Consider the following 17,641-nt stretch of genomic DNA (forward strand, 5'->3'; position numbering starts at 1 on the left):
CGTGCGTCAGCCCACCGCGAACGGCGCCGCCAGAAACCCCCGAAAGCGCGCCCGTCCGCCGCGCGTGGGCGCGGCCGTGAGCCGGTAGTTCGGGAAGCGGTGCAGGAAGCGCCCGATGGCGATGCGGCCCTCCAGCCGCGCCAGGCTCAGGCCGGCGCACTGGTGGATGCCGAAGCCGAAGGCCAGGTGCTTGTTGGGCTCGCGCAAGACGTCCAGCGCTTCGGGGTCAGCGAACTGCGCCGGGTCGCGGTTGGCCGCGCCGATGCACAGCGTGACCAGCGTGCCCGCGGGCAGGTCCACGCCGCCGATGCTCACGTCCTTCACCGCGCGGCGGTTGCCGAGCTGGTTCGACGATTCGTAGCGCAGGAACTCGTCCACCGCGCGGTCCAGCACGGCCACCTCGTCCGCGCCGCCCAGGCGCCCCAGCAGCTGCTGGCGCACCGCCGGGTGCTCCTGCAGCGCCACCAGGGCGTTGCCGATCAGGTTGGTGGTGGTTTCGTGGCCGGCGTTGAGCAGGAAGATGCAGTTCTGCAGCAACTCCACCTCGCTGAGCTGTTCGCCGTCGGACTCGCCCTGGATCAGGCGCGTGAGCACGTCGCGCTCCGGGTCGCCGGGGGCCTGGCGGCGAGCGGCCACCAGGGTGCGCAGGTAGTCGCACATCTCGGTCACGGCGCGGTGGCCCCGCTCGGCCTGGGCGGGCGTGATGGTGGGCTCCAGGGCACCGAGGATGGCCAGCGACCAGTCGCGCAAGGGCCCGCGCTCGGCGTGGGGCACGCCCAGCAGGTTGCCGATGATTTCCACCGGAATGGCGGACGCGAAGTCCTCGATCAGGTCGCCGCCCTCGTGCACGGCGATGCCATCGAGCAGGCGGTCCACCAGCTCGACGAGACCGGCCTCCATGTCGGCGATGGCGCGGCGCGTGAGCGCGCCCATGATCAGGCGGCGCACGCGCGTGTGCAGCGGTGGGTCGTTGAACACCAGGCTGGTGGTGTGGTGCTCGAACAGCGGCGTGCCCAGGCCGTACTTGGGCGCGAACTCCACGTGCTTGTCGGAACTGAACGAGGCGGCGTCGCGGTAGACGGCCGCCAGGTCGGCCCAGCGCGTGAGGAAAACCGAGCCGTCGGGCATGCGTCGCACCGGGTCCTGCTCGCGCAGCGCGCGGTACACCGGGTAGGGGTTGGTGAAGAAGTCGGGCGGCAGGGCGCGCAGGTCGAAAGCCTGTGCGATGGCCCGCGCGCGCGTGTCGCCCATCGGCGGGGTGATGTGGTCGGCGGAGATCGTCATGCCTGGAGGAAGTCGCGGATCGCGAACAGCGTGGCGTCGGGGGTCTCGGTCATCTGGTGGTGTCCCACGGGCAGGGTGACCACCTTCACGGTTTTGCCGGCCGCCTGGGCGGCGTCGATCAGCGGCTTCGCGGCTTTGGCCTGGGTCATCTGGTCCTGCGCGCCGAGCAGGAACAGCACGGGGCAGGTGAGGGCCTTCACCGCGGCCTCGCCGTGGGCGTAGGTGTCGCAGGCCACGAAGCCGCGGTGGAACACATTCACCCTCGGGTTGCTGCGCAGCACGCGCCGGCCCAGGGCCATGCTGGCGCCGTACACCCAGGTGCCCGGCCCCAGCGCCGAGGGCGGCGCGGCCAGGGTGCTGCGGCTGAAGACGTTGATCATGGCCAGCGCCTTCTCCGGCTGGTTCAGCGAGGCTTCGATCAGCGCCGGCGAGACCTTCATCGGGTAGGCCGTGCCGACCAGCACGGCGTGCGTGATGCGCTCCTTGAGCCGACCCGCGGCCTCCAGCGCGATCAGCGAGCCCCAGCTGTGGCCCACCAGCGCGGCCTTCTGCACGCCGGCGGCGTCGAGCAGCGCGGCGATGAAATCGGCCGCCGCCTCCACGCTGGCCGGCGCCTCGCCCTCGCTGCGCGCGTGGCCCGGCAGGTCCACGGCGAGCACGTTGAAGCCGTGGTGGGCCAGGTAGCGGCTCTGCAGGATCCAGACGCTGTGGTCGTTCAGCACGCCATGGATGAAGACCACGGTGGGCTTGGCGGCGTCGAAGGGCTTGCCGCCGGTGTAGCAGTAGGTCTTGGCGCCGTTGACAGTGAGCTCCATGTCAGGCCCCCGCTTTCTCGGCGGCCTTGAGCGCGCGCTTGAGGTCGTCGATCAGGTCGTCGGCGTCTTCCAGGCCAATGGACAGGCGGATGGTGCCCGGGCCGATGCCTGCGCCCGCCAGGGCCTCGTCGCTCATGCGGAAGTGCGTGGTGCTGGCCGGGTGGATCACCAGGGAGCGGCAGTCGCCCACGTTGGCCAGGTGGCTGAACAGCTTGAGCGCCTCGATGAAAGCGCGCCCCTGGGCGCGCGAGCCCTTGATGTCGAAGCTGAACACCGAACCCGCGCCGCGCGCGCCGAAGCGCAGCAGCCTGTTGGCCAGCGCGTGGCTGGGGTGCGACTCGATCAGCGGGTGGCCCACGCGGCCCACCAGCGGGTGGCTGGCCAGGAACTGCACCACCTTCTCGGTGTTGCCCAGGTGGCGCTCCATGCGCAGCGACAGGGTTTCGATGCCCTGCAGGATCAGCCAGGCCGTGTGCGGGCTCATGCAGGCGCCGAAGTCGCGCAGGCCCTCGCGGCGCGCGCGCAGCAGGAAGGCGCCCACCGTCGACTCCTCGGTGAACACCATGTTGTGGAAGCCGTCGTAGGGCGCGCTGAACTCGGGGAAGTGGCCGGCGGCGTCCCAGTCGAAACCGCCGCCGTCGATCAGCACCCCGCCGATGACCGTGCCATGGCCGCTGAGGAACTTGGTGGCCGAGTGGTAGACCAGATCCGCGCCCAGCTCCAGCGGCTTGACCAGGTAAGGGGTTGTCAGGGTTGAATCCACCAGCAAGGGCACGCGCGCCTCGTGTGCGATCTGCGCCACGGTGGGCATGTCCAGCACGTCCAGGCCCGGGTTGCCCACGGTTTCGCCGAAGAGCAGGCGGGTGTTGGGCCGGATGGCGGCGCGCCAGCCGTCGATGTCGCCGGGCTTGACGAAGGTGGTGTCGATGCCGAAGCGGCGCATGGTGTAGTGCAGCAGGTTCTGGCTGCCGCCATACAGCGCCGTGCTGGCCACGATGTGCGAGCCCGCGCCCATGAGCGTGGCCACCGCCAGGTGCAGCGCGGCCTGGCCGCTGGCGGTGGCGATGGCGCCGATGCCGCCTTCCAGCGCGGCCATGCGCTGCTCGAACACCGCGTTGGTGGGGTTGCTCAGGCGGCTGTAGACGTGGCCTGCGCGTTCCAGGTTGAACAGGGCGGCGGCGTGGTCGCTCGACTCGAAAACGAACGAGGTGGTGAGGTGGATGGGCACGGCGCGCGCGCCGGTGGCGGGGTCGGGCGCGGCGCCCGCGTGCAGCGCGAGCGTGTCGAAGCCGGGGTCGGCGTGGCCTGCCATGGGGACGGTCTCCTCTGTGATTTCTGGGGGATTGTGGGCTATATTGACCCACCCGCTCAGAGCGGAAGCGACACCCCCCAGAGGAGACCCACCATGAAAGTCAGCGACATCCTGCGCGTCAAGGGCGGCACGCTCTACACCGTCTCGCCCGACGAGCGACTCGACGTGGCCGTGCAGACCATGGCGCAGTTCGACATCGGTTCGCTGGCCGTGATGGAGCATGGCGAACTGGTGGGCATGCTGACCTTCCGCGAGCTGATCGAGACGCTGGCGGCCAACGGCGGCCAGCTGGGCGGCAAGATCGTGCGCAGCGTCATGGACGACCACCCCATGACCTGCACCCCCGAGACCGAGCTGGAAGCCGTGCGCCCCATGATGCTGGAGAAGCACACGCGCTACATGCCGGTGATGGAGGCCCGCATGCTCATGGGCGTCATCAGCTTCTACGACGTGGCCAAGGCCGTGGTGGACAGCCAGAACTTCGAGAACAAGATGCTCAAGGCCTATATCCGCGACTGGCCCGAGGAAGAGACGCCCGCGGACCCGCCGCCGCAGCTGCGCGTCGCGCGCTGATCGCCCACCGCCACCCGTCCCGGGACACCACGGAGCCGGCATCGCCGGGCCGGTGGTGTTGTCGTGCGTCATCGCCTGCGAACTGGCGCTGGACCTGGTGTGCCTGGCGCAGCGCAGCCCTGGCGTCACAGCCCCAGCCCTCGGCCATGGGCCGGTGCGCGAGCGGAAAAGCCCTGGCGCAGTAGGCGCGTCGCGGCCCCAGGGATGGACCGCTTCGCGTCGAATAGGATGGCGGCTCATGCACGACAACTTCTTTGACAGTCCCTTCAAAGGCAAGCTCCTCTCGGAGCAGGTGGCCAACCCGAACATCGAAGTCGGCCGCTACAGCTATTACTCAGGCTACTACCACGGCAGATCGTTCGACGACTGCGCCCGCTATCTCTCGCCCGAGCCCGGTGGCGCTGCCGATCGCCTGCGCATCGGCAGCTTCTGCTCGATCGGCACCGGCGTGTCGTTCGTGATGGCGGGCAACCAGGGACACCGGTACGACTGGGTCTCCTCGTTTCCTTTCTTCTACATGAAGGAAGAACCGGCCTTCGCCCAGGCGCTGGACGCGTGGCAGCCCGCGGGGGACACCGTGGTAGGCAACGATGTTTGGATGGGCGCCGAAGCGATCGTGATGGCGGGCGTGACCATCGGCGACGGTGCGGTGATCGCCAGCCGCGCCGTGGTGACGCGGGACGTCGAGCCTTACGCCATCGTCGGCGGCAACCCCGCGCGCACGATCCGCAAGCGCTTCAGCGACGAACGCATCGCATTGCTGCTGGAGATGCGCTGGTGGGACTGGCCCATCGAGCGCATCCGCGACGCGATGCCGATGCTGTGCTCCGGCGACATCGAGGCGCTGCATGGATGGTGGCTGGCCGGCGCCGACTGACAGGTGCGCGGGCGCTTGTCGGCCCGGCAAAGGCCTCGCCGATAATCGGCGGCCTATGAGCGGCAACACCCTAGGCACCCTGTTCCGGGTCACGAACTTCGGCGAATCCCACGGCCCGGCCATCGGCTGCGTCATCGACGGCTGCCCGCCCGGCATGGACCTGTCCGAGGCCGATATCCAGGGCGACCTGGACCGCCGCCGCCCCGGCACCAGCAAGTTCGTCACCCAGCGCAACGAGCCCGACGCGGTGGAAATCCTCAGCGGCGTGTACGAGGGCAAGACCACCGGCACCCCCATCTGCCTGCTCATCCGCAACACCGACCAGCGCAGCAAGGACTACAGCGAGATCGCGCGCACCTTCCGCCCCGGCCACGCCGACTACACCTACTGGCAGAAATTCGGCATCCGCGACCCACGCGGCGGCGGCCGCTCCTCGGCCCGCCTCACCGCCCCCACCGTGGCCGCCGGCGCCGTGGCCAAGAAGTGGCTGGCGCAGCAATACGGCACCCGCTTCCGCGGCTGCATGGTGCAGGTGGGCGAACTCGCCATCCCCTTCGAGGGCTGGGCGCACGTGCCGAACAACCCCTTCTTCGCCCCCGTGGCCGACGTCTCGGCCATCGAGGACTACATGAACGCCCTGCGCAAGCGCGGCGACTCCTGCGGCGCGCGCCTGCGGGTCACGGCCACCGGCATGCCCGTGGGCCTGGGCGAGCCCCTGTATGACCGGCTCGACGCCGACATCGCGCACGCCCTGATGGGCCTGAACGCGGTCAAGGGCGTGGAGATCGGCGCCGGCTTCGCCAGCGTGGCCGACTTCGGCAGCACGCACGGCGACAGCCTCACCCCCGAGGGCTTCGCGGCCAACAAGGCCGGCGGCGTGTTGGGCGGCATCAGCACCGGACAGGACCTGGAGGTGCAGATCGCCATCAAGCCCACGAGCTCTATCCTGGTGCCGCGCGAGAGCATCGACATCGAGGGCAAGAGCACCGAGCTCATCACCAAGGGCCGCCACGACCCCTGCGTGGGCATCCGCGCCACCCCCATCGCCGAGGCCCTGCTGGCCCTGGTCGTCATGGACCACGCGCTGCTGCACCGCGCGCAGTGCGGCGACGTGCGCACGGACACGCCGGACATCGCCGCGCGCGCCCGTGGCTGAGCGCGGCCGGCTCTTTGCCTTCTGCGCGCTGTCGGGCAGCTACTTCGCCCACATCGGTTTCTTCAATCCTTACCTGCCGCTCTGGCTCAAGGACCTGGGTTTCGGCCTGCTGGCCATCAGCGTGCTCACCTCGGTGCAGGCGGCCACGCGCCTGTTCGCGCCCTATGGCTGGGGCTGGCTGAGCGACCACACCGGCGAGCGCGTGCGCCTGCTGCGGGTGGGCGCCGGCGTGGCGCTGCTGTGCTCGCTGGGCCTGTGGTTCGAACTGAGCGGCCCGCTGCTGTTCGTGGTGCTGCTGCTGATGTTCACCCACACCAGCGGCATGATGCCCATGAGCGAGGCCGTGCTGGCCCAGCAGGTGAGCCGCGATGGCCGGCTGGACGTGCGCCGCTACGGCCGCGTGCGCGTCTGGGGTTCGCTGGGCTTCCTGGTCACGGTGCTGGCGGCCGGTGCCTGGTTCCAGGCCTTCGGCATGGGCAGCTTCGCGGCCTGGACCTCGCTCAGCCTGGCCGCCGTGGCACTCAGCACCTGGCTGCTGCCCGACGCGCGCGAGCCCGCCGCGCACCAGGCCAGGGCCGAGCCGATCGGGCCCGTGCTGCGCCAGCCGCGCATGCGCTGGTTCTTCGCGGCGGTGTTCTTCCACGTGCTCGCGCATGTGTTCATCTACGTGTTCTTCTCGTTGCACCTGGACGCGCTGGGCTACCCCAAGTCGGCCATCGGCGCGTTCTGGGCCGCCTCGGTGCTGGTGGAGATCGGCTGGTTCCTCACCCAGGGGCGCTGGATGCCCGCGCTGTCCTTGCCGGGCTGGCTGGTGCTGGGTGGCGCGCTCACCGCGCTGCGCATGGCGATCACGGCCGGGCTGCCGTCGGTGTGGCCGCTGCTGGCGCTGGCGCAGCTGGCGCACGCCATCACCTTCGCGGCGCACCACACGGTCTGCATCGCCTGGATCAGCGAGCACTTCCCGGGCCGCCTGCGCGGGCGCGGGCAGGCGCTGTACGCGGTGCTGGGCTACGGCCTGTCGGGTGTCACGGGCGGCCTGCTGGGCGGCCTGGTGTCCAGCCGCTTCGGCCTGGCCAGCGTGTTCTGGCTGGGCGCGCTCTGCGGCCTGGTGGCGGCCGCTTGCGCGCTCAAGGTGCGGGCGTTGACGCGAGCCAGCGGCGCAAGGGGTTGAAGCCCGTCACCAGGCCCGTGGCCACCAGCACCAGCGCGCCGCCGATGAACAGGCCGCTGGAGAGCTCCTCGCCCAGGAAAAGGTGGCCCCAGGTGACGCCGAAGATCGGGATCATGAAGGCCGGGCTGATGGCCGCCACCGGCGAGACGTGGCGCAGGATGCGCAGGTGGACCCAGTAGGCGGTCCCCGAGGTGATGATGCCCAGCACGCCCACGGCCATGAGCGCGGCCGGCGTGAACGTGGCCTGCGGCCAGGCCCAGGCCGCGCCGGGCAGCAGGAACACCAGCGCGCCGGCGTGCAGGCCGGCCGCGATGGCCAGCGGCTCCATGCGCGTGGTGGCGCGCTTCATCAGCGGGGTGGAGGCCCCGTAGCCGGCCGAGGCGGCGATGCAGGCCAGCACGGCCAGGATGGTCGGGCCGTCGAGCCGGACCGGGCCCAGTTGCACGATGAGTCCCACGCCCACGAAACCCAGGGCGCAGCCGATGAGCTTGTGGCGCGTCAGCGTGTCTTCCTTCAGCCAGGCGGCGGCCAGGGTGCCGAACAGCACGGCCGTGGTGTTGAGCAGGGCGCTGTAGCCGGCCGGCAGGTACAGCGCGGCCCAGGCATAGAGCAGGAAGGGCAGGACCACGGTGAGCGTGCCCAGCCCCAGCAGCTCGCGCCAGTGCTTCCAGGGCCAGCGCTGGCCCAGCGCGCGCATGACGATGGTGAGCACCACCAGCGCCAGCGCCACGCGGATGCCGGCCAGCGGCAGCGGCGTGAGCGCCGGCGTGGCGATGCGCAGGAACAGGAAGGAAGCCCCCCAGAGCGCCGACAGCCCGACGAGCTGGGCGAAGTGGCGGGTTTTCACCGGGCGGCGGCCTTGCGGACCAGCCCTTCGATCGCGAGTTCGTAGCCCGCGACGCCGAAACCGACCACGATGCCCGCCGCCACCGGCGAGACGTAGGAGTGGTGGCGGAAGGACTCGCGCGCGTGCACGTTGGAGATGTGCACCTCCATCACCGGCAGCGGCGCGACGCCGGCGATGGCGTCGTGCAGCGCGATGGAGGTGTGGGTGTAGGCGCCGGGGTTCATCACCACGCCCAGCAGTTCGCCGGCCTTGAAGCGCCGGCCGGCGGCGTGGATGGCGTCGAGCAGCGCGCCTTCGTGGTTGCTCTGCAGCGCCTCCAGCGTGTGGCCCAGGCGCTCTGCGGTGGCGCGGCAGCGGGCCTCCACGTCGGCCAGCGTGGCCGCGCCGTAGGTGGCGGGCTCGCGCGTGCCGAGCAGGTTCAGGTTGGGGCCGTTGAGCAGCAGGATGGCGGGCATGGACGGGCTTTCCTTGTGATCCGACCGACTTTAAACCAGGGGCACCGACAGCCGCTCGATCACCTCGCGCGTGCCCGGTCGCACGCCGCGCCACCAGGCGAAGGCCTCGGCCGCCTGTTCCACCAGCATGCCCACGCCGTCGGCCAGCGCATGCACCCCGGCCTCGCGCGCCTGGCGCAGGAACGGGGTCAGGCCCTTGCCGTAGACCATGTCGTAGGCGAGGGCGCCGGGCGCGAACAGGCCACCGGGCAGGGGCAGGGCCTCGCCGGACAGGCCGGCCGAGGTGGCGTTGATCACCACATCGAAGCGCTCGCCCGCGAGGTCCGCGTAGCCGCCGCTCTGCAGCGTGGCGTGGGCGGCGAAATCGGCGCGCAGCGCGTGCGCCTTGTCGGCCGTGCGGTTGGCCACGGCCAGTGCGGCGGGGCCTTGTTGCGCCAGGGGCAGCAGCGCGCCGCGCGTGGCGCCGCCGGCGCCCAGCAGCAGCACGCGCCGACCCTTGAGCGCGTGGCCCAGGTTGCGCTGGATGTCGTTGACCAGGCCGACGCCGTCGAAGTTCTCGGCGCGGATGCGGTCGCCCGGCTCGAAGCGCAGGGCATTGGCCGCGCCGGCCAGGCGCGCGGCCTCGCTCGGGTCGGTGGCCAGTTCGCAGGCCTGCAGCTTGAAGGGCAGGGTGACATTGGCGCCGCGCCCGCCCTGTTCGCGAAAGGCCCGCACCGTGGCCGCGAAGCCGTCCAGCGGCGCCTCGATGGCGGTGTAGGCGATGTCCTGCCCGGTGGCCCGGGCAAACGCGGCGTGGATCTGCGGGGACTTGCTGTGCGAGATCGGGTGGCCGATGACGGCGTAGCGGTCGGTCATGGAGGGGATTGGGGGCTATCACGCCCTGCGGGCAGGGTCATTGCGGGGAAGCCGGCATTGTCTCGCAGCGCCGGGCGGGACAATCCCGCCCATGAACATCCCACGCCTCAAGATCGATTTCGTCTCCGACGTCTCCTGCCCCTGGTGCGCCGTCGGCCTGGGCGGGCTGGAGCAGGCCCTGAAACGGCTCGACGGCCAGGTCGCGGCCGACATCACCTTCCAGCCCTTCGAGCTCAACCCCCAGATGGGTGCCGAGGGCCAGGACATCGGCGAGCACCTGACGGAAAAGTACGGCAGCACGCCCGAGCAGCAGGCGCAGATACGCGGGACCATCGCCGCGCGCGGCGCCGAGGTGGGCTTCCCATTCAACCCGGCGGGCCGGGGCCGCATCTGGAACACCTTCGACGCCCACCGCCTGCTGCACTGGGCGGCCGAAGAGGGCGCGCCCGGCCAGCAGCACGCGCTCAAGAAGGCGCTGATGGCCGCCTGCCACACGCGCAGCGAGGCCATGGGCCACCACGAGGTGCTGCTGGCCTGCGTGCGCGAGGCGGGGCTGGACGGGGCGCGCGCCCAGGCCATCCTGGCCAGCGACGAATTCGCGCAGGACGTGCGCGAGCGCGAGCAGTTCTACCTGTCGCACGGCATCCACGCGGTGCCGGCGGTGATCGTCAACGACCGCCACCTGATCTCGGGTGGCCAGCCGGCGGCGGCCTACGAGCAGGCGCTGCGGCAGATCGCGGCCGGGCCGGCGGAGTGATCGCGCGGCGGCGCGGGGCTCAGCGGGCCGCTTCGCGCGCCGCGCCGCCGTGCGCCGGCGCGGCCGAAGGCGCCGACGCCATGTCCAGCTCGGCGCGCAGGCGCGGCAGGTACTGAGGGTAGGCCCGCTGAAGAAAGTCGACCAGCTTCTCGCGCACCTCGCAGCGCAGGTCCCAGGCCGCGCCGGCCGAGCCCGCCGTCACCAGGCAGCGCAATTGCAGGGCGCGCTCGCCGGCTTCCGTCACCTGCAACAGGCTGAATCGCTTGTCCCAGTGGGGCGAGGCCTCGCAGATGCGCTGCAACTCCTCGCGCAGCGGCGCCAGCGGCGTGCGGTAGTCCACCCACAGGAAGACGGTGCCGATGAGATCGGATGTGGTGCGTGTCCAGTTCTGGAAAGGCTTCTCGATCCAGTACTGCAGCGGCACCACCAGGCGGCGCTGGTCCCATATGCGCACCACCACGTAGGTTCCGGTGATCTCCTCGATCACGCCCCACTCGCCTTCGACGATCACCACGTCGTCGAGGCGGATCGGCTGGCTCAGGCCGATCTGCAGGCCGGCGATCAGGTTGCCCAGCACCGGCCGCGCGGCGAAGCCCGCCACCAGACCCGCCAGGCCGGCAGAGGCCAGCAGGCTGGTGCCGATCTGCCGCGCCTGTGGGAAGGTCATCAGCATGAGCGACAGACCGATCAGCAGCACCAGGCCCTGCAGCGTGCGCGCGAGCACGCGCGTCTGCGTCTGGACGCGGCGCGCGTGCAGGTTGTCGGCCGTGCTGGTGGGGTTGGCGGCGATGACGCCCTGGGCCGCGCCGCGCACCGCGTTGGACACCAGCCAGGTCACGGCGCCGATCAGCAGCAGAGCGCAGAGCTGCTGCGCGCCGGCCAGGCCCGGCGCGTCGGCCGGTGTGCCTTGCAGCACGGCGTTGACGGGCAGCAGCGGCAGGCCCCATTTCGCGGGCGAGCGGATGGCCTTGGCCACGCTGGCCGCGACGGGCGCATCGCGCGTGGCGCGGCGCACCACGCGTTCGCCGAGGCGAAAGGCCAGGCTGGCGAGCAGCACGCCGATCAGCATGCTGCCCAGCGAGGGCAGCCAGGTCAGCAGGGCGGGTGGCAGCCAGTTCAACGCGTCCATGCGGCCGCAGGGTAACCAGCGTGCCTATCCGCACGCAAGTCTGTGTGCTTTGAAAACCGCAGCAAGTCAGCCGCGTACCGCGTGAACGGCGCCTTCAACGCCCCAGCTGCGCCAGCGCCGCCTGCAGGCCGGCCAGACCGCCCACGCGCTGGTCATTGATGAAGATCTGCGGCATCTGGCGCACCGAGGGACCGCACTTTTCATAGAACGCGAGGCGTTCGGCCTCGTCGTCGATCTTGATCTCCTCGAAGTCCATGGCGCGGGACTTCAGCAGCATCTTGGCGGACTCGCACTGCGGGCAGGCGGACTTGGAATAGACGGTGATCTTGAGGCTCATGCGCAAAGTGTAGGGGGATGGCCGTTCAGGCCGCCTCGCGCTGCGCCAGCGCCCGCGCGATGCGCTGCTTCTTCACCGTGGGCCGTGGCACCGGATGCGCCAGGTGCTCGAACCAGGCGCGCACGTCCTCGTCCAGTCCGCTGCCGTGCATGTAGTTGTAGAGCGCCTTGCGCAGGCCGATGCCCAGCGCGTCGTGGTCCACGCCGGTGGGGTCGATGAAACCGATGTCGTTCTTCGCGAAGCTCACCGGTGGCAGGGGCACCAGCTCGATGCCATAGGCCTTCGGGTCCAGCCCCACGGGGGAGTGCACGGTGCACGAGAAGCGGTGGAAGAAGCCGCTCTGGATGCAGCCGTTGAGGAAGAGCTGGCGCACGTACTCCAGCGCGTCCACCGTGTCTTGCACGGTCTGCGTGGGAAAGCCGTACATCAGGTAGGCGTGCACCAGGATGCCGGCGTCGCTGAAGCCCTTGGTGACGCGCGCCACCTGGTCCACCGTCACGCCCTTCTTCATGAGCGCGAGCAGGCGGTCGCTGGCCACCTCCAGCCCGCCGCTCATGGCGATGCAGCCGCTGTCGGCCAGCAGCTGCGAGAGCTGGGGCGTGAAGGTTTTTTCGAAGCGGATGTTGCCCCACCAGCTGATGGCCAGGTCGCGGCGCAGCAATTCCTCGGCCAGGGCTTTCAGGGCCTTGGGCGGCGCGGCCTCGTCGACGAAGTGAAAGCCGGTCTGGCCGGTTTCATCGACGATGCGTTCGATGCGGTCGACCAGCGTGCTGGCGGCGGCGGTCTCGTAGCGGCCGATGTAGTCCAGCCCCACGTCGCAGAAGCTGCACTTCTTCCAGTAGCAGCCGTGCGCCACCGTGAGCTTGTTCCAGCGCCCGTCGCTCCAGAGCCGGTGCATGGGATTGAGCATGTCGAGCAGGCTCAGGTAGTCGTGCAGCGGCAGGCCGTCCCAGGTGGGCGTGCCCACGTCCTCGAAGGGCACGTCGGGCTCGGCGAGGTTGAGGTACTTCACCGTGCCGCTGCCGGCGTCGCGCAGGAAGGTGCGCACCAGGCGCTGCGCGCTGCGCCGGCCCTGCAGGTGCTCGATGAGCGCGAGCAGCGGGCGTTCGCCCGCGTCCAGGGTGACGTAGTCGACGAAGTGAAACAGGCGCGCTTCCTTCAGCTCGCGCAGTTCGGTGTTGACGTAGCCACCGCCGAGCGCGATGGGCAGCGCCGGCCAGCGCGACTTGATGGCCTGCGCGATGCGCAGCGCGCCATAGACCGCGCCGGGGAAGGGCACCGAGAGCAGCACCAGCTGCGGGTTCGCGCGCGCCACCGCGTTCAGGGCCAGTTCGCGCAGCAGGTCGTCCACCAGCGTGGGCGGCGCGGCCAGGGCCTGGGCCAGGGGCTCGAAGGTGGGCTGGCTGCTGGCCAGGGATTCCCCGTAGCGCACGAAGGCGAAGCGCTCATCCACCGCGTCGCGGACCACGTCGGCCAGGTCGTCGAGGAAGAGGGTGGCGATGTGGCGCGCGCGGTCGTTCGTGCCCAGGGCGCCGAAGGCCCAGCCCAGCGGGTCGCCGCCGCCGTCTTCGCCGTCGTCGCCCGTGAGGTGGCCGTATTGCTCCAGCGCGGCGAAGCGCGGGCCTTCGGGCAGCAGCTCGCGCGCGGCGATGCGGTGTGCCAGCGTGCTGTCGCGCCCCTGCAGGAAGGCGATGGTGGGCGCGATGGCGCGGCGGTGGCGCGCGAAGTCGTCGAGGAAGGCGTGCACGCTGGCGCTGCGCCGCCGCTCGGGCAGGGCCAGGGCGCGTTCGCGGATGGCGTCCAGCCCGGCGGGCGTGAACAGTCGCAGTACCAGGGCCAGGGCCAGATCGGTCTGTTCGGCCTCGATGCCGCGCGAGCGCAGGAAGCCCGTGAGGTAGGCGGTGGAGGGGTAGGGCGTGTTGAGCTGCGTCATCGGCGGGATGACGCTGAGCACGCGGAAGGCGGAGGCGGTCATGGCAGGGCGGAACCGGGCAGTGTACGGGGCCGCGGTCGGGGCGGCGCGATCCCCCGTTCAGTCGAGCGGGCGCAGCGCCTCGACCAGGCCGGCGATGTTGCCCACGCCCAGCTTGCCGTAGATGCCCTGGATCTGGTTGCGGATGGTGGCGGGCGCGCGCTCCAGCAGGCGCGCGATTTCCTTGTGGGTGTGGCCCTTGGCCACCAGGCGCGCGATCACCAGCTCGCGCGGCGACAGGTCGTCGGCCGCGCAGCGCGGGCGCGCACCCAGGAACAGCAGGCCCTGTTCCACGCGGTGCCAGACCACGGCGCGCGCGCCGAGGTGGCGGGCCTGGCCGCGCCGCAGGTGGTCCAGCAGGGCGGGGGGCAGGGCGGCGCCGCCGTTCCAGCTGGCCCATTCGGCGCGCAGCGCGGACTCGAAGCCGGCGTCGGCGTGGTAGATCACGCCGTGCGCGTCGGCGATGGCCGTGCCGTGCGCCGGCCGGCGGGCGGCCTCCAGCCGGTCGAGGTGGGCGATGCGGTTGAAGGCCAGGGCCTGCATCACGTGCGGCGACAGCGCGGCCAGCAGGCGCTGCTCGTCGCCGGAGCAGCGCGCGCGTTCGTCGGCCCGGAACAGGGTGAGCCAGTGCACGAAGCGCGTGCGCGGGTCGTGCTCGGAGCTGATGAAGAAATTGGCCTGCTCGAAGCGGCGGCCGTGTTCGCGCAGCGGCGCCTGTTCGCGGTGGTGGAACCAGTCGCGGGCGTTGAAGGCCAGCGTGGTGCGCGGCTGCAGACCAGCGGCCACGGCGGCGGTGTCCAGGTGCTTGATCTGCTCGTAGCTGGCCAGCATCTCGGGCGGCTGCTCGTGCAGGTGGATGGTGTGGATGTCGATGCCGTCGGGCCGGCTGGTGGCCGTGCCCCACATCGAAGAGTCGAAGGGCAGCGCCTGGCGCAGATGCTGCAGCGCCGCATCCTGGAAGCGCTCCAGCGGCAGCTCGTGCGAGAGGCGGTACAGCGTCAGGACGAACTGGCTGAAATCTTCGAGTGACATGGGCGGGTGGACGGCGGCTCGGGCTGTGATCTTCTTCGCGGGGTCGGTGCATTTGCACTATGCGGCCGGCATCGCGGGCGTTCCTAGAATGCCCGCGATGCCCGGGGATGATATGCCTGTGATCCGTTGTTCGCCGCCGCGCCTGGGGCGCTGGCTGGTCATGGGCGCCTCGGCGCTGCTCGTCGCGGCCACGGCCATGGCCCAGGTGCGGTCCCCCGGGCCACCCTTGCCGCCGATCCGCATCCTCGCGCCCGAGGCGCGGCTGCCGGTGCGGGTGCAGCGGGCCGTCGTGCGCACCGAGATCGTCGGCCTGGCGGCGGCCACGCGGGTCGAGCTGGAGCTGTTCAACCCGAACGCCGAAGAGCTGCAGGCCGAGCTGCAGTTTCCCTTGCTGGAAGGGCAGGTGGTGACGGGCTTCGCGCTCGACATCGGCGGCCAGCTGCGCGCGGCGGTGCCGGTGGAAAAGCCCAAGGGCCGCCAGGTGTTCGAGGACGTGGTGCGCGCCCGCGTGGACCCGGCGCTGCTGGAAACCACGCAGGGCGGGCACCACAAGCTGCATGTGTATCCCTTGCCGGCCCGGGGCCAGCGCCGCGTGGTGCTGGAGGTCCGCGAGTCCGTGCCCGCCAGCGCCCGTCCCGTCTGGCGCCTGCCGCTGCGCTTCGGCGGCGCGGTGGGCGCCCTGGACGTGGCGGTGCAGGTGGCCGGCGTGGCGCCGCGCGCGCTGTCGGCCACGCTGGGCGCCGAGCGCCTGCTCGCCACGGCGCAGAACGGCGGCAGCCGCATCGCCTTCGGGCGGACCCAGCACCAGGGCCGCGACGGATTGCGCGTCGCGCTGCCGGCCGCGCCGCGCGAGCCCCTGGTGAGCACCGACACCTGGCAGGACCAGCGCTATTTCCTGGCCGAACTGCCGGTGGCCGCGCCGCGCTGGGCCCGCCCGGCGCCGCGCCGCGTGGCCCTGCTGTGGGACGCTTCGGCCTCCGGCGCGCAGCGCGACCACGCGCGCGAATTCGCCGTGCTCGACGCCTGGTTCCGCCAGCTGGGCGAGGTGCAGGTGCAGCTGGTGGTGGTGCGCAACGAGGCCGAGCCGATGGAGCCGCACACCGTGCGCGGTGGCGACTGGAACGCCCTGCGCCAGCGCCTGCAATCGCTGCCCTACGACGGCGCGACGCGCCTGCAGGCCCTGCAGCCGCCGGCCGACGCCGACATCGCCGTGCTGTTTTCCGACGGCATGGGCAACTGGGGCGCCGCCGGCCTGCCCAGCCCCGCCCTGCCGCTGGTGGCCTTCTCGTCCTCGGCGGGCGCGGCGGCGCGCACCCTGCGCCACGCCGCCGAGGCCAGCGGCGGCGCCTACGCCGACCTGCAGGCCCTGGACACGGCGCAGGCCCTATCTCTGCTCACGCACGAGCGCCAGCGCGTGGTGGACGTGCAGGCCGAGGGCGCGCGCGACCTGGAGCTGGGATCGGTCTACCCGCAGGGCGGGCGCATCGGCGTGGCCGGCGTGTTGACGCAGCCGCGGGCGAGCCTGCGGCTCACGCTTTCTGCACCCGACGGCTCGCGCCAGGTCCGCCGCCTCGAGCTGTCCGCCGACGGCGCACCGCCACCGGTGCGCGGTGCCACGCCGGTGGCCGTGGCCGCGCACCGCTGGGCCGGCTGGCGCATCGCCCGGCTGGAGGCCGACCTGGAGCGCCAGCGCCAGGCGATCCGCCGCCTGGGCCAGGCCTTCGGCATCGCCAGCACCGAGACCTCGCTGCTGGTGCTCGACACCGCCGAGGACTACGTGCTGTTCGATGTCGAGCCGCCGCCCGATCTGCGCGCCGAATGGGACACGCTGATGCTGCACCGGCGCGAAGGCGCGGTGCGCCGACAGCGCATCGCGCTGGCGACAACGGTCGAGCGCTTCAATGAGAAGGTGGCCTGGTGGGAGAAGGCCTTCCCGAAGGACGCGCCGCCGCCGCCCCGGGTCGCGCCGGGCAGCGGCTCGGACAGCCGGCGCGCGGCGCCCGCGGCCATGGCCCGTCCGCCGGCCCCTGCACCCGCACCCGCACCCGGTGGCGCGGCCCCGCAGCCGCCGCTGCCGGGCGACACCACCATCGCGCTGCGCCCGTGGCAGCCCGACGAGCCCTATGCCCGCCGCCTGCGCGCCGCCAGGGACGAGGACCTCTACGCCATTTACCTCGACGAGCGCCCCGGCTACGCGCAAAGCTCGGCCTTCTTCCTGGACGTGGCCGACCTGCTGGTGGCGCGCGGGCAGAACGCCCTGGCGCTGCGCGTGCTGTCCAACCTGGCCGAAATGGACCTGGAAAACCGCCACCTGCTGCGCATCCTCGCCTACCGCCTGCAGCAGGCCGGCGCCGTGGCCGACGCACTGCCCGTGCTGGAGCAGGTGCGGCGCCTGGCGCCCGACGAACCCCAGTCCTGGCGCGACCTGGGCCTGGCGCTGGACCAGTCCGGTGAGGCGCAGCGCGCGGTCGACACCCTGGTGGAGGTCGTCTCGCGGGCCTGGAACAACCGCTTCCCGGACATCGAGCTGATCGCGCTGGCCGAGCTCAACGCCATCGCCGCGCGCGCCGAGGCCACCGGCCGGCCAGTGGACCTGTCGCGCCTGCACCCGCGCCTGCGGCGCAACCTGCCGCTGGACCTGCGCGCCGTGCTGTCCTGGGACGCCGACAACACCGACATCGACCTCTGGGTGATCGACCCCAACGGCGAGCGCGCCTACTACGCCAACCGCCTCACCTACCAGGGCGGGCGCATGTCGCGCGACTTTGTCGGTGGCTACGGCCCCGAGGAGTTCTCGCTGCGCCACGCCAAGCCCGGCACCTACACGGTGAAGGCGCAGTTCTATGGCCACCGCCAGCAGATCGTGGCGCCGGCCACCACGCTCATGCTGCGCCTGTCCACCGACTTCGGCCGAGCCACGCAGAATGACCAGGACGTGGTGCTGCGCCTCAGCGGCCGGGGCGACGAGGTCACCGTGGGCACCTTCACCGTGGGCGAAGGCGCCAGGCCATGAGGCGCGCCGCGCTGGCCGCGCGGCTGGCACTCGGCGCCGCGGCGGCCGTGGCAGGC

Annotated in this window: 16 protein-coding genes; 6 read left to right on the forward strand and 10 right to left on the reverse strand. The window is 71.6% G+C overall.

From position 1 onward, the window contains the following. Positions 1 to 6: 6 nt before the first annotated feature. The 3 genes from DY262_RS03560 to DY262_RS03570 are packed head-to-tail and all read right to left on the reverse strand — an operon-like array spanning position 7 to position 3,411. On the reverse strand, positions 7 to 1,284 hold the full coding sequence (locus DY262_RS03560; protein ID WP_116957615.1) for a cytochrome P450: 1,278 nt from the start codon (positions 1,282 to 1,284) through the stop codon (positions 7 to 9). Further along, positions 1,281 to 2,099, reverse strand: coding sequence for an alpha/beta fold hydrolase (locus DY262_RS03565; RefSeq protein ID WP_116957616.1), 819 nt, complete (start codon positions 2,097 to 2,099; stop codon positions 1,281 to 1,283). Before DY262_RS03565 ends, DY262_RS03560 begins: the two co-directional genes overlap by 4 nt. Before the next feature lies 1 nt (position 2,100). Beyond that, positions 2,101 to 3,411, reverse strand: a complete 1,311-nt coding sequence (locus tag DY262_RS03570; RefSeq protein WP_116957617.1) for an O-acetylhomoserine aminocarboxypropyltransferase — start codon at positions 3,409 to 3,411, stop codon at positions 2,101 to 2,103. Positions 3,412 to 3,504: 93 nt separating this feature from the next. Here DY262_RS03570 and DY262_RS03575 point away from each other — a divergent pair, with 93 nt between their 5' ends. From DY262_RS03575 to DY262_RS03590, 4 genes are all read left to right on the forward strand, one after another. Further along, positions 3,505 to 3,984 (forward strand): CBS domain-containing protein, encoded by a 480-nt coding sequence (locus tag DY262_RS03575; protein ID WP_070398165.1) that lies wholly within the window; start codon positions 3,505 to 3,507, stop codon positions 3,982 to 3,984. A 238-nt stretch (positions 3,985 to 4,222) separates the two neighbouring features. Then, positions 4,223 to 4,861: a type B chloramphenicol O-acetyltransferase gene (catB, locus tag DY262_RS03580; RefSeq protein WP_116957618.1), complete on the forward strand. Its 639-nt coding sequence runs from the start codon at positions 4,223 to 4,225 to the stop codon at positions 4,859 to 4,861. A 55-nt stretch (positions 4,862 to 4,916) separates the two neighbouring features. Then, a complete protein-coding gene (gene aroC, locus DY262_RS03585) occupies positions 4,917 to 6,017 on the forward strand; it encodes a chorismate synthase (protein ID WP_116957619.1) in 1,101 nt (366 codons plus the stop codon). Further along, positions 6,010 to 7,188 carry an MFS transporter gene (locus DY262_RS03590; protein ID WP_116957620.1) on the forward strand — a complete coding sequence of 393 codons (1,179 nt, stop codon included), beginning with the start codon at positions 6,010 to 6,012 and terminating at the stop codon, positions 7,186 to 7,188. The genes aroC and DY262_RS03590 overlap by 8 nt, the downstream gene beginning before the upstream one ends. Here DY262_RS03590 and DY262_RS03595 read toward each other — a convergent pair. Genes DY262_RS03595 through aroE form a run of 3 tightly spaced genes read right to left on the reverse strand, consistent with a single transcriptional unit; the run spans position 7,145 to position 9,345 of the window. Next, the gene (locus DY262_RS03595) at positions 7,145 to 8,035 is read right to left on the reverse strand and encodes a DMT family transporter (RefSeq protein ID WP_116957621.1); all 891 of its coding nucleotides are present in this window, start codon (positions 8,033 to 8,035) and stop codon (positions 7,145 to 7,147) included. The genes DY262_RS03590 and DY262_RS03595 overlap by 44 nt on opposite strands. Then, positions 8,032 to 8,490 (reverse strand): type II 3-dehydroquinate dehydratase, encoded by a 459-nt coding sequence (gene aroQ / locus DY262_RS03600; RefSeq protein ID WP_116957622.1) that lies wholly within the window; start codon positions 8,488 to 8,490, stop codon positions 8,032 to 8,034. Before aroQ ends, DY262_RS03595 begins: the two co-directional genes overlap by 4 nt. A 30-nt stretch (positions 8,491 to 8,520) precedes the next feature. Then, positions 8,521 to 9,345, reverse strand: a complete 825-nt coding sequence (aroE, locus tag DY262_RS03605; RefSeq protein ID WP_116957623.1) for a shikimate dehydrogenase — start codon at positions 9,343 to 9,345, stop codon at positions 8,521 to 8,523. A 91-nt stretch (positions 9,346 to 9,436) separates the two neighbouring features. Between aroE and DY262_RS03610 the strand changes: the two genes are divergently transcribed. Further along, a complete protein-coding gene (locus DY262_RS03610; protein WP_116957624.1) occupies positions 9,437 to 10,102 on the forward strand; it encodes a DsbA family oxidoreductase in 666 nt (221 codons plus the stop codon). Between the two features lie 19 nt (positions 10,103 to 10,121). On the opposite strand, the gene DY262_RS03615 is transcribed toward DY262_RS03610, so the two are convergent. The 4 genes from DY262_RS03615 to DY262_RS03630 all read right to left on the reverse strand — a co-directional run bounded on the left by DY262_RS03615 (position 10,122) and on the right by DY262_RS03630 (position 14,572). Further along, a complete protein-coding gene (locus DY262_RS03615) occupies positions 10,122 to 11,231 on the reverse strand; it encodes a mechanosensitive ion channel family protein (protein ID WP_116957625.1) in 1,110 nt (369 codons plus the stop codon). Positions 11,232 to 11,325: 94 nt separating this feature from the next. Further along, complete coding sequence (locus DY262_RS03620) at positions 11,326 to 11,568, reverse strand: glutaredoxin family protein (RefSeq protein ID WP_070398156.1); 243 nt, start codon at positions 11,566 to 11,568, stop codon at positions 11,326 to 11,328. 25 nt (positions 11,569 to 11,593) lie between these two features. Then, positions 11,594 to 13,543: a radical SAM protein gene (locus DY262_RS03625; RefSeq protein ID WP_116957626.1), complete on the reverse strand. Its 1,950-nt coding sequence runs from the start codon at positions 13,541 to 13,543 to the stop codon at positions 11,594 to 11,596. 57 nt (positions 13,544 to 13,600) lie between these two features. Further along, positions 13,601 to 14,572 (reverse strand): helix-turn-helix transcriptional regulator, encoded by a 972-nt coding sequence (locus DY262_RS03630; RefSeq protein ID WP_116957627.1) that lies wholly within the window; start codon positions 14,570 to 14,572, stop codon positions 13,601 to 13,603. Positions 14,573 to 14,684: 112 nt separating this feature from the next. On the opposite strand from DY262_RS03630, the gene DY262_RS03635 reads away from it, so the two are divergent. Beyond that, complete coding sequence (locus tag DY262_RS03635; RefSeq protein ID WP_245980799.1) at positions 14,685 to 17,585, forward strand: VIT domain-containing protein; 2,901 nt, start codon at positions 14,685 to 14,687, stop codon at positions 17,583 to 17,585. Positions 17,586 to 17,641 lie beyond the last annotated feature (56 nt).

The organism is Hydrogenophaga borbori, from assembly GCF_003417535.1.
Lineage (GTDB): Bacteria > Pseudomonadota > Gammaproteobacteria > Burkholderiales > Burkholderiaceae_C > Hydrogenophaga > Hydrogenophaga borbori.

Coding starts and splice junctions, on each gene's coding strand:
- DY262_RS03625 (WP_116957626.1), bottom strand. CDS start 13,543: ATGACCGCCTCCGCCTTCCGCGTGCTCAGCGTCATCCCGCCGATGACG.
- DY262_RS03575 (WP_070398165.1), top strand. CDS start 3,505: ATGAAAGTCAGCGACATCCTGCGCGTCAAGGGCGGCACGCTCTACACC.
- catB (WP_116957618.1), top strand. CDS start 4,223: ATGCACGACAACTTCTTTGACAGTCCCTTCAAAGGCAAGCTCCTCTCG.
- DY262_RS03565 (WP_116957616.1), bottom strand. CDS start 2,099: ATGGAGCTCACTGTCAACGGCGCCAAGACCTACTGCTACACCGGCGGC.
- aroE (WP_116957623.1), bottom strand. CDS start 9,345: ATGACCGACCGCTACGCCGTCATCGGCCACCCGATCTCGCACAGCAAG.
- aroQ (WP_116957622.1), bottom strand. CDS start 8,490: ATGCCCGCCATCCTGCTGCTCAACGGCCCCAACCTGAACCTGCTCGGC.
- DY262_RS03635 (WP_245980799.1), top strand. CDS start 14,685: ATGCCTGTGATCCGTTGTTCGCCGCCGCGCCTGGGGCGCTGGCTGGTC.
- aroC (WP_116957619.1), top strand. CDS start 4,917: ATGAGCGGCAACACCCTAGGCACCCTGTTCCGGGTCACGAACTTCGGC.
- DY262_RS03560 (WP_116957615.1), bottom strand. CDS start 1,284: ATGACGATCTCCGCCGACCACATCACCCCGCCGATGGGCGACACGCGC.
- DY262_RS03620 (WP_070398156.1), bottom strand. CDS start 11,568: ATGAGCCTCAAGATCACCGTCTATTCCAAGTCCGCCTGCCCGCAGTGC.
- DY262_RS03610 (WP_116957624.1), top strand. CDS start 9,437: ATGAACATCCCACGCCTCAAGATCGATTTCGTCTCCGACGTCTCCTGC.
- DY262_RS03570 (WP_116957617.1), bottom strand. CDS start 3,411: ATGGCAGGCCACGCCGACCCCGGCTTCGACACGCTCGCGCTGCACGCG.
- DY262_RS03615 (WP_116957625.1), bottom strand. CDS start 11,231: ATGGACGCGTTGAACTGGCTGCCACCCGCCCTGCTGACCTGGCTGCCC.
- DY262_RS03630 (WP_116957627.1), bottom strand. CDS start 14,572: ATGTCACTCGAAGATTTCAGCCAGTTCGTCCTGACGCTGTACCGCCTC.